Source organism: Sinorhizobium chiapasense (genome assembly GCF_045277575.1).
GTDB lineage: Bacteria > Pseudomonadota > Alphaproteobacteria > Rhizobiales > Rhizobiaceae > Ensifer > Ensifer chiapasense_A.
Map to the genome: position 1 here is coordinate 362,587 of NZ_CP144207.1, position 14,264 is coordinate 376,850.

Here is a 14,264-nt window from a genome sequence, read left to right on the forward strand (position 1 = left end):
TCCACGAGGCGCGTTACCCCGGATGTCGTTGGCGCTTGGCATCCTCGAACCGTTTCATTTCACTACGGTCGTAACGGTCAAGCGAAATTCTTCAGTCATTCTCGCTGACTGGCAAACTCTTTGGCTAACGCGCGGCTTAAGGTACCGGAGAGAAAGGCAGATACGCAGCGAGGCTGATCGCAGATAGAGCTACGGTTACCCCGGCAGGCTGTCTCTTCATGGTCGAGCCGATGAGCACGCCGGCCACTACGATCAAGAATCCAAACCATGGTGTGTTGCCTGCGAAAGCCCCAAGACCGACAGGCTGATGGCGGTGGCTGCGGGGGTAAGCGGCGCGGCCGCCAGCGCAGCGCCCGACTCCCTGCTGAAAACGCACGCGAACCGGTTCCAACTGAGGCCGATCGCGAGGACGAGGAATACCGGTGAAATCAGGCCCAGCGCCATCACTGAAACATTGCCTGGCCCACAGCTCCGGCGACGCCACCGGCGTCCACCGCGGCATTTCCGCGGGCTGCTAAAGCGTCGCCTACGGCGATCAGGACGGGACTTTCATATCCGATCTTCTCCATGCCGCCGGCAAGCTCCGCGAGGTTGCCATGCCATTCCCGCTGAGTGGCCCGGCTGACGTCGCTTACGACGATCACCCTAGTAGAAGGCTGCAGGCCCTCGCTGATCAGCCGCTCGGAAATCAGCGGTGCTGTCCTGCCGCCCATGTAGAACACGGTTGTCGTACGAGGATCGGCGACGGCCGCCCAGTCGATGTCGGCGGGCAGTCCGCCATGGCGGGAATGGCCGGTGACGAAGCGTACCGATTGGGCGCGATCGCGGTGGGTGAGCGAGATACCGAGACAAGAGGCCATGGCGCTTGCTGCCGTGATGCCGGGGATAACGTCGACGGGGATATTCTCGCGATCGAGATGGGCGATCTCTTCGCCAGCGCGGCCGAAGATCATCGGGTCGCCCGATTTGAGGCGAACGACGCGCTTGCCGGCCTTGGCGAAAGCCAACATTGTCGCGTTGATATCCTCCTGCCTGCAACTTTCGCGGCCGCCGCGTTTGCCAACCAGCATGCGTTTTGCCTCGCGGCGGGCAAGTTCCAGAACCTCGCCGGAAACAAGGTCATCGAACAGGATCACGTCGGCAGCTTGGAGGGCTCGCACGGCTTTTAGCGTCAACAGTTCGGCGTCGCCCGGGCCAGCGCCCACGAGTGTAACGTGGCCGGTAGTGCCAGCATTGCTTCGGATACGATCGGCATCTGCGATGAGGTCCGGCACTGTATCCGCGCCTGGCTCGCCAGTTTTAAAGGTGCGATCAACGAAACGTTCCCAGAAATCTCGCCGCTGAACCGAGGTGAGGGTGTCCGTCACATAGGTACGAACGGCCTGCGCGAGTTGAGCCCAGGATTTGAGCGACTGCGGGAGGAGCGTCTCGATCCGCCTGCGGATAGCCTGGCCGAGGATGGGAGCGGCGCCATCGGTCGAGATGCCGATCACAACGGGCGAACGGTTGACGATCGAGCCGAACTTGAACTGGCAGAATTCCGGTTTGTCGATGACGTTGACGGGAATTCCGGCGGCTGCCGCGCGATCGTGGAAGCCACATGCTTCCTCGTCGGTCTCGCAGTCGCCGACAGCCAAAGCAAAGCTCTTGAAGTACGCCACCTGCCAAAGCGCATCATGGTGGACAAACTGATCAAGCTTTTCCTGAAAGACTTCCGAAAGCTGATCCGTCGGGCAGAAGACATGGACCTCCGCACCCGCTGCCGCCAACCTTCCACGCTGCGCCGTCGCTGCCACCGGCGACCAGCACGGATTTCCCCTTGAGATCGAAGAACAGCGGTAGCGAAGCGAGCGGGGCGATACGCTCCTGTCGATCATTCCGCGGCTTGACGGAGGCAACCATCGATAATCCCTTTGATTTCGACACGACAGGAACCGCAATTGGTTCCGGCATTGAGGTGCTTGCCGATCGCTTCGACCGTATGACAGCCGCCCGCGACCGCGCCCATGATCTGGTTGACGCCGACCGAGAAGCAGGAGCAGACGGTGGCGCCGGGGTCCATCTGGTCCGCACCCGGCCGGCCGGCAAGAACTGCAAAACGAGCCCGAACCGTCTCCAATGGAGTGCTGAGCTGCTTCACGGCCCAGTCGCGCGATACGCCGACAGGCTCTGGTGCTGCATAAAAGGCGAGCAACAGCTGTTCTCCGTCAAAGAAACCATGACGTTGCTGTTGCGTCGGGCGGTCTGCATAAGCGAGATGCTCGCCACGGTCAGAAAGACCGAAGGTATCACGACACCACGTTTCGATATCTTCAAGCGGCTTGTCGAAGCCGAATTCCACGCGCCAGCCGGCTTCCGCCTTGGCAATCGCCCAATAAGGCGCGTCCAGTCGCTCGGGGCGCGAGGCGACAACCGCAAAGCCGTAATACGCGATGTCGGCAGGTCTGACCTTGACGCCAATATTCTTCAGCGCCGGCTGGCCGGAAACAGGGTCCGTGCGTGGCGCCAGCAAGGTGGTCACCCGCGCATTGGCCGCAAAATCGTCGTTCCAATGCATCGGCACGAAGACGCTGCCGCGCGGCTGCCGCTCCGTGATCAGTGCTCGAAGCACGACGGAACCCAAAGCATTCTCCAGCCTCACCAGTCCGGCCTTGTCGATCAGGAGTTCGGCAGCGTCTGCCGGGTTGATTTCGACAAAGGGCTCGGCGAGATGCGACGAGAGCCGCGCCGCCTTGCCGGTGCGGGTCATCGTGTGCCACTGGTCGCGAATGCGACCGGTGTTGAGAATGAAGGGTGTATCCTTGCCCGAGCGCTCCTCCCGCTCGGATTTCACAGCAATGAACCTGGCCTTGCGGTCGGGCGTGTAGAATTCGCCACCGGCAAAGAAACGCGTGACGCCTTCGGGGGTGCCGTCACGATGCGGCCATTGGAACGGTGTCAAGGCCTCGAAGGCATCAGCTGAGATCCCGGCTTTCGCGCCGATGTCGAAGTCGCGGGTGCCGTCGTTCTCAAATCCTGAAAGAGCGGCATGCTCGGTGAAGATTTCGGCAGGGCTGTTGTAGTCGAAGCCGTCGAAGCCCATGCGCTTGGCAACCTCTGCCATGTGCCACCAGTCCGGTCTTGCCTCTCCGGGCAGATCCAGAAAATTGCGTTGGCGGGAGATGCGGCGCTCGGAGTTGGTGACGGTTCCGTCCTTCTCTCCCCAGCCGGTGGCGGGTAGTAACACGTGGGCGAGGGCGGCGGTATCGGTGTTCTTTTGGATATCGGAAACAACGACAAAGGGGCAGTTGCGGATGGCGTCTCGCACCCGATCGGCATCCGGCATCGAAACGACCGGATTGGTGGCCATGATCCACAGCGCCTTGATGCGGCCGTCGGCGACGGCCTCAAACATCTCGACAGCCTTGAGACCGGGCCTTGTCGCTATCGTCGGCGAATTCCAGAAGCGCTGCACGCGATCACGCGCGGCCTCCTCCTCAATGTTCATGTGCGCGGCCAGCATGTTGGCAAGTCCGCCCACCTCGCGCCCGCCCATCGCATTCGGTTGTCCCGTCAGGGAGAAGGGGCCCATGCCCGGCCGGCCGATGCGCCCGGTTGCCAGATGACAGTTGATGATCGCATTGACCTTGTCGCTGCCAATCGTCGATTGATTGACGCCCTGGCTGTAGCACGTGACGACCTTTTCCGTCGTTTCAAACAGACGATAAAAGGCTCGCAGTTCGGCGATCGATAGGCCTGTTTCCTCCGAGATATCCGACATGCTTCTGGTTTGCGCCGCTTCAAGCGCATCCTGGAAGCCAATCGTATGGGCCGTTGTGTAATCGTTGTCGAATGCCGACGATCCGGCGAGATGGGCAAGCAACCCGTTGAAGAGGGCAACGTCGCCGTCGCTCTTGATCATCAAGTGCGTGTCCGCCAGATCGGCGCTTACCGAACGGCGCGGATCGATGGTGACGATCTTCAGTTCCGGTCGGCTTTGTCTTGCCGCCTGGATGCGCTGGTTGAGGACGGGGTGACACCAGGCGAGGTTCGAACCCACAAGTACGATCAGATCGGCGAGTTCCAGGTCCTCGTAGCAACCGGACACCGTGTCCGAGCCGAAGGCGCGGCGGTGGCCGGCGACCGAGGAGGCCATGCAAAGCCGCGAATTGGTGTCGATATTGGCCGAGCCGATGAAGCCTTTCATCAGCTTGTTGGCGACGTAATAATCCTCGGTCAAACATTGACCCGAGACATAGAATGCGACCGAGTCCGGCCCGTGTTCAGTGATCGTTTGCGCGAAACGTTGGGCGACGAGATCGAGCGCCTCATTCCAGTCCGCACGCTTGCCATGGATTTCGGGGTGGAGCGCCCTCCCATCCATGGAAAGTGTGTCAGCAAGCGCCGAACCCTTGGAGCAGAGCCTGCCGAAATTGGCAGGGTGATCGGCGTCGCCGCGAACCGCGACCGCGCCGTTGTCATCGACCGTTGCAATCACGCCGCAGCCGACGCCGCAGTAGGGACAGGTCGTTCTCGTCTCAGAGGACATTGCCGGCCCCCACTGCTGAACGGGATTTCCCTGGCCCCTCCGCCCTCGTTCCTGTGCTCCTCACAGGAATCCGTCCACGCGAACTCGTTCGCGTGAAGGGACTTTTTCGCGCCGTAGACACGACGCCGCTGGATCCCTGTGACAAGCACAGGGATGAGGATGCGCGCGGGGTGTCACCAGCCGGAACAGGACGAGGGACGGTATCATTCATGAGTTCACTCCGCCGCGACCAGCAGGCTTTCGAGTGCGATGAACAGCGCGCCGCCGTCGATGCGCACCGGGATGGTGCGCACCGCGCCCTCGTCCGCCCCAAGGGCCTTGCCGGTTTCGAGCGAGATCACCCAATTGTGCAAGGGGCAGGTCACCGCCGCGCCGTGGACGATGCCCTGCGACAGCGGCCCGCCCTTGTGCGGGCAATGATCCTCGATGGCGAAGACGTCGTTTTCGGCGGTACGGAACACCGCGATCTTGCCCTGGGGCGTCTTCACGCAGCGCGCGCCCCTCAGCGGAATGTCGGAGATGTCGCCGATCGGATGCCAGTTCATGTCCATCACCTCACTCCGCAGCTTCAGAAAAACCGACCGTCGCCATCGGCCGGAACTCGTGTTTGTCCTTGCCCGAGACGCGCTCCGACCAGGGATCCACCTGGGCGAATTTCTGGCTGAAGACGAAGCGGTCGAAATAGGCCTTGCGTTTCTCGGCATCGCCGATGATTTGGCGGCGGATTTCGTCGAGGCCGACGCGTTTGGTCCATTTGTAGATACGCTCGAGGTAACGCGCCTGTTCGCGATACATCTGCGTCAGCGCCACGATATGCTCCAGCGCCTCGTCCTCGGTCTTGACCAGCCCGAGAACTTCGGTGCCCTTGATGTCGAGGCCGGCGGCGCCGGCGAAATGGATCTCGAAGCCCGAGTCGACGCAGATGACGCCGATGTCCTTGCAGGTGGCTTCCGCACAGTTGCGTGGACAGCCGGAGACCGCCATCTTCAGCTTGGCCGGCGTCCAGGAACCCCACATGAACCTCTCGATGCGGATGCCGAGGCCGGTCGAATCCTGGGTGCCGAAGCGGCACCAGTCGGAGCCGACGCAGGTCTTCACCGTGCGCAGGCCCTTGGCATAGGCCTGGCCGGAGACGAAGCCGGCCTTGCCGAGATCGGCCCAGACGGCCGGCAGGTCTTCCTTCTCGATGCCGAGCAGGTCGATGCGCTGGCCGCCGGTCACCTTGACCAGAGGGATCTCGAACTTGTCGACGACATCGGCAATGGCGCGCAATTCCTGGGCGTTGGTGACGCCGCCCCACATGCGCGGCACGACCGAATAGGTGCCGTCCTTCTGGATATTGGCGTGGACGCGCTCGTTGATGAAACGCGACTGGTAGTCGTCGGCATATTCGTCCGGCCAGTCGCAGACGAGATAGTAGTTCAACGCAGGGCGGCACTTGGCACAGCCGCAGGAGGTCTTCCACTCCAGTTCCTGCATGACGGCGGGAATTGTCTTCAGGCCCTTGGCCTTGATCAGCCGGCGCACGTCGTCATGGCCAAGCTCGGTGCAGGTGCACATCGGCTGGACGGCGGCCGGATTGTAGCTATCGCCCAGCGTCAGCGACATCAATTGCTCGACAAGGCCGGTGCAGGAGCCGCAGGAGGCGGACGCCTTGGTGTGAGCCCGCACGTCGTCGAGCGAGGTCAGGCCCTTCGCTCCGATTGTCTGGACGATCTTGCCCTTGCAGACGCCGTTGCAGCCGCAGATCTCCGCATCATCCGGCAAGGCTGCAACGGCCGCCATAGGGTCCAGCGGAGATCCTCCCTGGTAGGCCTGGCCGAAGATCAGGGTTTCGCGCATGGCGGAAATGTCGGTGGCTTTTTTCTTCAGGTCGTTGAACCAAGCGCCGTCGGCCGTCTCGCCATAGAGCACCGTGCCGATGATGCGGTTGTCCTTGAGCACCAGCCGCTTGTAGACACCGCCGGCTGCATCGCGTAGCACGATCTCCTCGCGGTCATCGCCATCGGCGAAGTCGCCAAGCGAGAAGAGGTTGATGCCGGTGACCTTCAGCTTCGTCGGCGTGTCGGAATGGACGAAGGCGGGCGAGCGGTCGCCGGCCAGGTGCGATGCGGCGACACGCGCCATCTCGTAGAGCGGTGCGACGAGACCGTAGACCATGCCGCCGACCTCGGCGCATTCGCCAAGAGCCAGAATGTCGCCGTCGGAGGTCATCATGCCGTCGTCGACAACGATGCCGCGATTGACCGCAAGGCCGGCGTCCTTGGCAAGGCCGACATTCGGCCGAATGCCAACTGCCATCACCACCAGCGTTGCCGGGATGATGCGACCGTCATCGAGCTCGATGCCTTCGACTTTGCCGTCGCCGACGATGGCCTTGGTATTGGCCTTGCAAATGACCTTGATGCCGCGTTCCTCGACGGCCTTTTGCAGCAGGTAGCCGGCGGCTGGATCGAGCTGCCTCTCCATCAGCGTCGGCATGACGTGCAGCACGGTGACGTCCATGCCGCGAGAGGCAAGGCCAGCGGCCGCTTCAAGCCCGAGCAGACCGCCACCGATGACGATGGCCTTTTCGCGCGACTGGGCGGCAAGCAGCATTGCCTGCACGTCGTCGAGGTCGCGGTAGGTGATGACGCCGGGCAGATCCTTGCCCGGGACCGGAATGATGAAGGGCACGGAACCTGTCGCGATGACGAGCTTGTCGTAGCTTTCGGTGACACCGTGATCAGAGGTTACAGTCTTCTTCGCGCGGTCGATCGCAACGACCTTATGGCCTTTGTAGAGCGTGATCCCATGCTTGATGTACCAACCGTCGCCGTGGATGATGATCTGCTCGTAGTCCTTCTCGCCCGAAAGCACTGGCGAGAGCATGATGCGGTCGTAGTTGACGCGCGGTTCAGCGTTGAAGATCGTGACCTGATATTGTCCGGGAGCCTGTTCGAATAGATGCTCCAGCATGCGCCCGGGCGCCATGCCGTTGCCAATGATGACGAGCTTTTGGGTCATATTTCCAAGTCCCTAGATTAGGCAGTTGCTGCTGCCGCCGAGGAAAGCACCTGGCGCTCCATCCGCATTACGGACAGGTGCATCCAGATGAGGGAGATCGCGATGATCGCAAACAGCAGCAGAAAGCAGCTGGACCACAGGCCGGTCATGTCCTTGAGGAGGCCGAAGGCGATTGGGAGCAAGAAGCCGCCAAGTCCGCCCATCATGCCGACGATGCCGCCGACGGCGCCGACGCTGTCGGGATAGTATGCCGGGATGTGCTTGAAGACGGCCGCCTTGCCGAGGCTCATGAAGAACCCGAGCACGAAGATGACGACGATGAAGAGGGAAGGAGTGACCGCCGCCGCCGGTAGTGAAAGGACAAGGGTCGCTGCGCCGCAAACAAGCAGCATCGCATACATCACGCTTCTCGCGCCCTTCTTGTCGGACAGGAAGCCCCCAAAGGCGCGGAAGATGCTGCCGGGTATGGAATAGGCGGCGGCGATCATGCCTGCGACTTCGAGGTTGAAGCCATGGACGCCGACCAGATAGCGCGGGAGCCACAGCGCCAGGGCGACGAAGCCGCCAAAGGCGAAGGCGTAATAGAGCGAGAAGCGCCAGACCTGTACATTCTTCAGCGGAGCGAATTCCTGCAGGAGGCTCTTGGACACGACGCCGTGATCACGGCGCTCACGGAATGCAGGATCGTCGGTGGTCGAAAACCAGAAAATGATTGCCGTTGCCGCGAGGACAAGGGCCCAGATCTCGGCTACCATCTGCCACCCCCAGGCGATCAGTATGAACGGTGCTGCGAACTTCGTGACGGCAGCGCCGACATTTCCTGCGCCGAAGATGCCGAGTGCCGTTCCCTGTCTTTCTGGCGGAAAGAAGGGTGAAACATAGGCAACCCCGACCGCAAAGGATCCTCCGGCGAGACCGACACCTAGGCCTGCAATGAGCATTTCCGTATAAGTTGTCGCATAGCTGAGCAGGAAGGTCGCCAGTGCCGAAGCCAGCATGGTGAGCGTGTAGACCAAACGGCCACCATAACGCCCAGTCCAAATTCCAAGGACGAGACGGACGACGGATCCGGTCAGGATGGGCGTGCCAACCAACAAACCAAACTGCGCCTCGGAGAGGCCGAGGTCCTGCTTAATGCGAACACCGATGATCGCAAAGATCGTCCAGACCGCGAAACAGACGGTGAAAGCAGCCGTGGAAATCCACAGCGCTTTCGCTGGTTCGCCGGCATACATCGAACAGTTTCTCTTAGAATTAGACATGACTTCTCCGCGGCCCGACAAGGTCGTGCCCATGAAACGTTGAGGGTCAGAAATGCGAAAAGCCGCACGTCAGGACACGCGCACAAAAGTGCACGGGGATATCCTGCTCAGCGGCTTTGCTTGAGGCGCCCGTCGTTGGACGCTGTGCGGCCTTTCGGCTCAGAAACTATTGTGCAAGACGCATGCCAGTTTCAGAATTGGTATGGTTTCGCGCGTTTTGGGGGGAAATCCTGCCCGAACTGACTAAGGCAGTAACCAACATACTCAGCTGACGGTGCTAAAAATTGTGCACTGCATAGATTATGGGCAGAAGTCACAGCTGTTTTTGGGCAGCGAGATATTCTTCGATGCGATCGGGGTCAAAAAGGTTACCGTCGAAAAAGCCGTCAGGGCCGAGCGTCAATGCGCCACTGGAGCCGACCGGCGTCTCGATGCGCAACGCGCCTTCCACCTTGGAACTAGCGGCCGGCATCGCGAGACCGAGTGTCTTAAGGGCATTCCGGTAAATATCCGGTCTATAGGTATTGCCTGCGACCCGTTGATGGGGGGCGGTATGCTCGACCTGTCCCCAGCGAACCATCTGCGTATAGAACCAGAGTGCGTGGCTCTTCCACGGAAACGTCGCCGCTTTAGCGTTCGGTACGAAAAAATCCTTCACTGTTCGCGTGTTGCGACCGCCAATTCTAAGTTCGCCCGTCAGGGCGGGACGCAGCCAGTCCGCGGACTTGTCGATGTACGCAGGCCCCGAGAGTAACATGGCAAGCTCCTCATGGTTGGCCGCGTCGGCGCACCAGAGTGACGCATTGTAGAGCGCCCTCAGCAATGCCGCGAGCGCTTCAGGATGACTGTCGCCCCAACGGCCGTTCACCCCGAGTACCTTTTCCGGACTGGATTTCCAGATCGCTGCCTTGATCGTCGCCAGATATGCTCCACGTTTCACAACCCCGAACGTATTCCAGGGTTCGCCAGCGCAATAGCCGTCGATGGAACCAGCCTTCAGCGCGTCCCCCATATCCGAAGGAGGCAGGGTCACGATCTCGACCTCACGGTCGGGATCAATGCCACTCGCAGAAAGCCAGTACCGCAATTCGTAGTTATGTCCGGAATAGGGGTGCACGACACCGAAACGAAGCCGGTCTCCTGTCCGCTGTGAAATCACTTGCCGCAGGGCGGCGCCGCTTGAGCGGGCGTCGAGATCGCCGGCTGCACCGTTGTCAACCATCTTCCACCAAAGGTTGCCCGAAACCGCGACGGCATTTCCGCCGAGCCCAAGCGCCATCGGCACGATCATTCGCGGTGCGGGCGCCGTGAGTCCAAGGTTGCAGGCAATCGGCATAGGCGCAAGAATGTGGGCTACCTCGAAATGTCCCACGGCCAATCTGTCCCTGACCGTTGCCCAGGAGCGCTCACGCACGAGCGTGAGGTCCACCTGCTCGACTTCTGCAAAGCCTTTTTCTTTGGCAACGACCAAAAGAGCGCTGTCGAGAAGCGGCAGGAAACCCGCCGTGATTTCATGCCGGTTCTTCTTCATGCGTCCGCTCCTGGGTCGAGCAGGCTTGCCGCAGTGATAAGGCTTTGAGCGATCTCGACGATTTTCCTGTTCTGGCTCATCGCCGTGCGTCGCAGCAAGGCATAGGCCTCCGTCTCGGAAAGCCCACGGGTGCGCATCAGCAACCCTTTGGCACGATCGATCAATTTGCGGTTTTCCAACTCGCCCCGTGCGTCTTCAAGCTCACGGCTCAGTCGCGAAAACGCATTGAAACGGCTGATCGCCATTTTGAGGATAGGACGCACGCGTTCCTGTTTAAGACCGTCGACAATGTATGCTGAGACGCCGGCGTCCACGGCAGCTTCGATTGATGCTTCGTCGGACTTGTCTACGAACATGGCGATAGGCCGTTTAACCGCGCGCGATATCTGGAACATGCTTTCCAACATGTCCCGGTTGGGATTTTCGAGATCAATGACAATGACATCAGGATCGATCTCGGTGATCCTTCTGGCAAGACCATTCATGTCGGCGATGATCGTGACCCGAACGTATCCCGCGTCCCGCAACCCGTCCTCAATGACGGATGCGCGAATGCGGTTCTCATCGATGACCAGTACGTTCAGGCTGCTAGGTTTCATAAAACAGACGACACAGGTTTGCTGACATTCAAATGCGGAACTGGTGTTGAAGAGGACAAAACGTTCGCTAAACGAAGCGGTCGACTACTGCGGGCCGACGCCGGATAGCGGTGAGCGCAACGAATGGCCCACGGCTTTCGTGATTGACTAAATAGGTTTCTGGCTCTCGGTCAGAACTTCTGTTTTGCCCGCTTCGGCATAAAGTAGGTTCGGATATTGACGAGTGCTTCGGCGACGTCAGCAGCATCCTGGCGGGTCGCTTTTCGTTTTGTCTCGCCGAGCCTGCGGATGGGCGCGATGATATCGCCAGTCCCGGCATGACCTCGAAGGACCGGCTGCCAAAGCCTCGGCGCGTATCCTGTTCCCAACAAAAAGCAGAGGTCCCAATCGAACTGATCAAAGGTCTGATCATCGATCCTGGTGAACCTGGGCCGATGGTCTTTCGGTGTTTCGGAAAGGCTCGCCGAGATGCGGTTATACTCAGCAACGATCGTCTGTACGGCCCGATGTTCTGTTGTCTCCATCGGCAGGTTCAGCGCATCCGGACCGGTCAGTTCCGGGATCCATTTGCGTGGGTCGATGAACTTCGGGCCGATGATGAGAGCCGTAAGATAACCATCGAGACCGCTCATTGACCAGATTGGCGATGCTGGACGACGTGCCCTGATAAACGCCTCGAACGCCTCATCATCAAGCTTCGGTCGTGCGGTCGTCATGCCCTGGTTGTTGTGCGTCATGCCGCCCGTCGCTCCTGCTCTGTCATCGCCTCGCGCTCAGCCTTCCAGTTCCAAGGGAGGAGACTTTCCATCTCGCTGGCTTTCACTTTGCCGGAGATGATGCGTTCCAGCACATCGGCTAACCAGGCCTCGGGGTCAACACTATTGAGCTTTGCTGTGTTGACGAGCGATGCCAGGACCGCGAAGGTCTTGCCACCGCGCTCATTGCCCACGAACAACGAATTCTTCCTCGTCAGGGCCACCGATTTCATCGAACGCTCGACCACATTGGAGTCCACTTCGATCCGGCCATCCTCCAGGAAGGCTGCCAGTCCGTTCCAGTGGTTGAGCGTGTAGGTGACGGCCTTGCCCAGCGCCGATTTTGCCGACACCTCGTCGCTCAGTTCGGTGAGCTGGGCCTTCAGTTCGCTCATGATGGGCGCTGCCTCGCGACGCCGCACCCTCAACCGGGTATCGTCATTCTCGCCTCGGATCTTCGCTTCGATGCGATAGACCTCGGCGATCCTGGCCAAGATCGACAGCGCCTCCGAGGAGCCGCTCAGCTTGACGACATCGACGAACTTGCGTCGCGCATGGGCAAGGCAGAAGGCCAGCCGCAGCGGCGCGACATTGCTCTTTCCCCGGCGCTTGGCCAAGGTTTTATAGGCTTGATAGCCATCAACCTGAAGCACGCCGGCAAACGACGACAGTTGCCCCTCGACCTCACGAGCGCTGCGGCTTTCGGCAAAGATATAGGCCACCGCCGGCGGCGCCGGACCATTCCATGGCCGATCGTCGACCGCCTGCGCCCAAAGTTGGCAAAGCTTGGTGCGTTTGCGCCCCGGATCGAGCCGCGGAAGCGGCGTCTCGTCGCAGAACACCCTTGGCTGGGAGCGGATGAAGGCGGTAAGTGCGTCGTAGAGAAGCTCGAGCCACCAGGCGACCCGCGTCACCCAGGCGCCGAGCGTGCCGCGATCGATGATCACGCCGCAGGAGGCAAGCATCTGCGCCTGGCGATGCAGCGGCAAATGCCAGGCAAACTTCGAAACGGCGACATGGGCAGCGAAGGCCGTGGTCACCATGCCGCCGTCCATCACACGCGCCGGCGCGGGCGCTTGCACGATGACGCTTTCGCATGCCCGGCAGGCATAGCGCGGTCGGAGCGTCCGTTTCACCCGTACAACCGCCGGCACGATGTCGAGCGCCTCGCTGACATCCGTGCCGATGCAATGCAGTTCGAACGAACAGCACGGGCATATCTTGCTCTCCGGCTCGATGACCTCGTCATACCGGGGAAGGTGCTTGGGCAAACGACCGATGTTACGCGATGGCGCCCGTCGAGCCTGCGTTGTCTCCTCGGCGACGGGCGCGACATCATTATTGGCCGCCTCGGGAATGGGGCTGAGATCGCCTAGGTCGAGTGTCGCCTGGGTCGGGTCGAGCGTCGTCATTTTCTCCGATTTCGGCCCAAAGAGCTGCTGCTCCAAGAAGGCAACGCGCGCCTTGAGGTCGGCATTCTCTGCATCGAGCGAGAGAATGATCCGGCTCAATTGCGCGGCATCCTGAGGCAAGGGGTCGGGTCGAAGCGGCATGGCAGACCCTACCATACAAGCCTGAATCTTCAAGCAAAACCAATAGGATCAGCCTGCTTTCGTCGGCCGCTTTACTGCGTTTCGTTTGACGCGCGTCCAGTCAATGCCGGCCAGCAAAAGCGAGAACTCCTGGCTACTCATTTGCATCGCGCCATCGCGGATCGGCGGCCAAACGAACTTGCCCGCCTCAAGCCATTTCGTCGCCAGGATCATGCCTGATCCGTCCCAATAAATGCAGCGAAGGCGATCGAGACGCTTGGCGCGGAACACGAACACGTCGCCACAATAGGGATCGGCCGCAAGCGCTGACGCCACCAGGGCCACCAGGCCATTCATGCCGCGCCGGAAGTCGACCGGCTGCGTCGCCACCATGATTTTCACGCCATTCGGCGAAAGTCCGATCACCGGCGTGCTCGCAAAGCCGCCACCATCGCCTGCGCCAACTCGGGCGCCACCGAGCCGATCACGGTCATGCGTGCCCCGGCAAACTCGATCTCAATACGACCCGCGGCGTAGTGGGCGACATCCGATGGCGAGCTCTCGGGAGACGTTCGATGGCCAACCACCGTCACCGGCACGAACACGGCCTGCTGCGCGCAGGTCTTGGCAAAGCGACGAGAGGTCAGCCCAGCTTCCCGACGCCAGACGTTCAGCAAGCCGCGATTGACGCCCCAGCGCCTGGCAACGGCCGAGATGTTCACGTCGGGCTCTGCGCTTTCCGCAAGGATCCGCGCCTTCTCCTCGTCAGTCCAATTCCGCCGCTGGCGTCGACCGGTGATCACCTCGATCCGACGATACTTTCCCTCATGCCTGGCTTCATGCATGCCTTCATCCATGACTTCAAGCATGGCATCAGCGCGATCTCCAACCATTCCGTTCCGCTCCTGTCGATGAAGGAGCTTATCTCGCGGCCTCAATCACAAAAGGAAAGGTGGGATGTTCGTCGCGCTCACGGATAGCGGTTTCGGGTACCGAGCAGGCCCCCTCCCTTCCAAGCCCAGGATTTACAATCTTTGCCGAAGGAGGTTGG

At 60.8% G+C, this 14,264-nt stretch carries 11 protein-coding genes and 1 pseudogene; all 12 read right to left on the reverse strand.

Translation table 11 applies throughout. The features are described 5' to 3' along the window. Positions 1-252 precede the first annotated feature (252 nt). On the reverse strand, positions 253-444 hold the full coding sequence (locus QM996_RS32875) for a hypothetical protein (RefSeq protein WP_500270548.1): 192 nt from the start codon (positions 442-444) through the stop codon (positions 253-255). After that, a pseudogene (gene cysG / locus QM996_RS32880) lies at positions 444-1,902 on the reverse strand (siroheme synthase CysG). Before cysG ends, QM996_RS32875 begins: the two are co-directional and overlap by 1 nt. After that, a complete protein-coding gene (locus QM996_RS32885) occupies positions 1,874-4,528 on the reverse strand; it encodes a nitrate reductase (protein ID WP_334141756.1) in 2,655 nt (884 codons plus the stop codon). Before QM996_RS32885 ends, cysG begins: the two are co-directional and overlap by 29 nt. A gap of 215 nt (positions 4,529-4,743) precedes the next feature. Then, on the reverse strand, positions 4,744-5,079 hold the full coding sequence (gene nirD, locus QM996_RS32890; RefSeq protein ID WP_334141757.1) for a nitrite reductase small subunit NirD: 336 nt from the start codon (positions 5,077-5,079) through the stop codon (positions 4,744-4,746). Positions 5,080-5,083: 4 nt separating this feature from the next. Next, positions 5,084-7,534: a nitrite reductase large subunit NirB gene (nirB, locus tag QM996_RS32895; RefSeq protein WP_334141760.1), complete on the reverse strand. Its 2,451-nt coding sequence runs from the start codon at positions 7,532-7,534 to the stop codon at positions 5,084-5,086. A gap of 17 nt (positions 7,535-7,551) precedes the next feature. Next, the gene (locus QM996_RS32900) at positions 7,552-8,796 is read right to left on the reverse strand and encodes an MFS transporter (RefSeq protein WP_334141761.1); all 1,245 of its coding nucleotides are present in this window, start codon (positions 8,794-8,796) and stop codon (positions 7,552-7,554) included. 313 nt (positions 8,797-9,109) lie between these two features. After that, complete coding sequence (locus QM996_RS32905) at positions 9,110-10,327, reverse strand: CmpA/NrtA family ABC transporter substrate-binding protein (protein WP_334141764.1); 1,218 nt, start codon at positions 10,325-10,327, stop codon at positions 9,110-9,112. Continuing rightward, positions 10,324-10,926 carry an ANTAR domain-containing response regulator gene (locus QM996_RS32910; RefSeq protein ID WP_334141766.1) on the reverse strand — a complete coding sequence of 201 codons (603 nt, stop codon included), beginning with the start codon at positions 10,924-10,926 and terminating at the stop codon, positions 10,324-10,326. The genes QM996_RS32905 and QM996_RS32910 overlap by 4 nt, the downstream gene beginning before the upstream one ends. Before the next feature lie 170 nt (positions 10,927-11,096). After that, positions 11,097-11,663, reverse strand: coding sequence for a UPF0149 family protein (locus QM996_RS32915; RefSeq protein ID WP_334141769.1), 567 nt, complete (start codon positions 11,661-11,663; stop codon positions 11,097-11,099). Continuing rightward, on the reverse strand, positions 11,660-13,234 hold the full coding sequence (gene tnpC, locus QM996_RS32920; protein WP_334141772.1) for an IS66 family transposase: 1,575 nt from the start codon (positions 13,232-13,234) through the stop codon (positions 11,660-11,662). Before tnpC ends, QM996_RS32915 begins: the two co-directional genes overlap by 4 nt. A 48-nt stretch (positions 13,235-13,282) precedes the next feature. Further along, complete coding sequence (gene tnpB / locus QM996_RS32925; protein ID WP_291165224.1) at positions 13,283-13,639, reverse strand: IS66 family insertion sequence element accessory protein TnpB; 357 nt, start codon at positions 13,637-13,639, stop codon at positions 13,283-13,285. Beyond that, a complete protein-coding gene (gene tnpA, locus QM996_RS32930; protein WP_334141775.1) occupies positions 13,636-14,106 on the reverse strand; it encodes an IS66-like element accessory protein TnpA in 471 nt (156 codons plus the stop codon). Before tnpA ends, tnpB begins: the two co-directional genes overlap by 4 nt. Positions 14,107-14,264 lie beyond the last annotated feature (158 nt).

Excerpts from the sequence above, each read along its gene's own strand:
- tnpC (WP_334141772.1), bottom strand. The coding sequence starts at position 13,234 with ATGCCGCTTCGACCCGACCCCTTGCCTCAGGATGCCGCGCAATTGAGC.
- QM996_RS32910 (WP_334141766.1), bottom strand. The coding sequence starts at position 10,926 with ATGAAACCTAGCAGCCTGAACGTACTGGTCATCGATGAGAACCGCATT.
- QM996_RS32905 (WP_334141764.1), bottom strand. The coding sequence starts at position 10,327 with ATGAAGAAGAACCGGCATGAAATCACGGCGGGTTTCCTGCCGCTTCTC.
- nirB (WP_334141760.1), bottom strand. The coding sequence starts at position 7,534 with ATGACCCAAAAGCTCGTCATCATTGGCAACGGCATGGCGCCCGGGCGC.
- QM996_RS32875 (WP_500270548.1), bottom strand. The coding sequence starts at position 444 with ATGGCGCTGGGCCTGATTTCACCGGTATTCCTCGTCCTCGCGATCGGC.
- QM996_RS32915 (WP_334141769.1), bottom strand. The coding sequence starts at position 11,663 with ATGACGCACAACAACCAGGGCATGACGACCGCACGACCGAAGCTTGAT.
- QM996_RS32885 (WP_334141756.1), bottom strand. The coding sequence starts at position 4,528 with ATGTCCTCTGAGACGAGAACGACCTGTCCCTACTGCGGCGTCGGCTGC.
- nirD (WP_334141757.1), bottom strand. The coding sequence starts at position 5,079 with ATGGACATGAACTGGCATCCGATCGGCGACATCTCCGACATTCCGCTG.
- tnpA (WP_334141775.1), bottom strand. The coding sequence starts at position 14,106 with ATGGTTGGAGATCGCGCTGATGCCATGCTTGAAGTCATGGATGAAGGC.
- QM996_RS32900 (WP_334141761.1), bottom strand. The coding sequence starts at position 8,796 with ATGTCTAATTCTAAGAGAAACTGTTCGATGTATGCCGGCGAACCAGCG.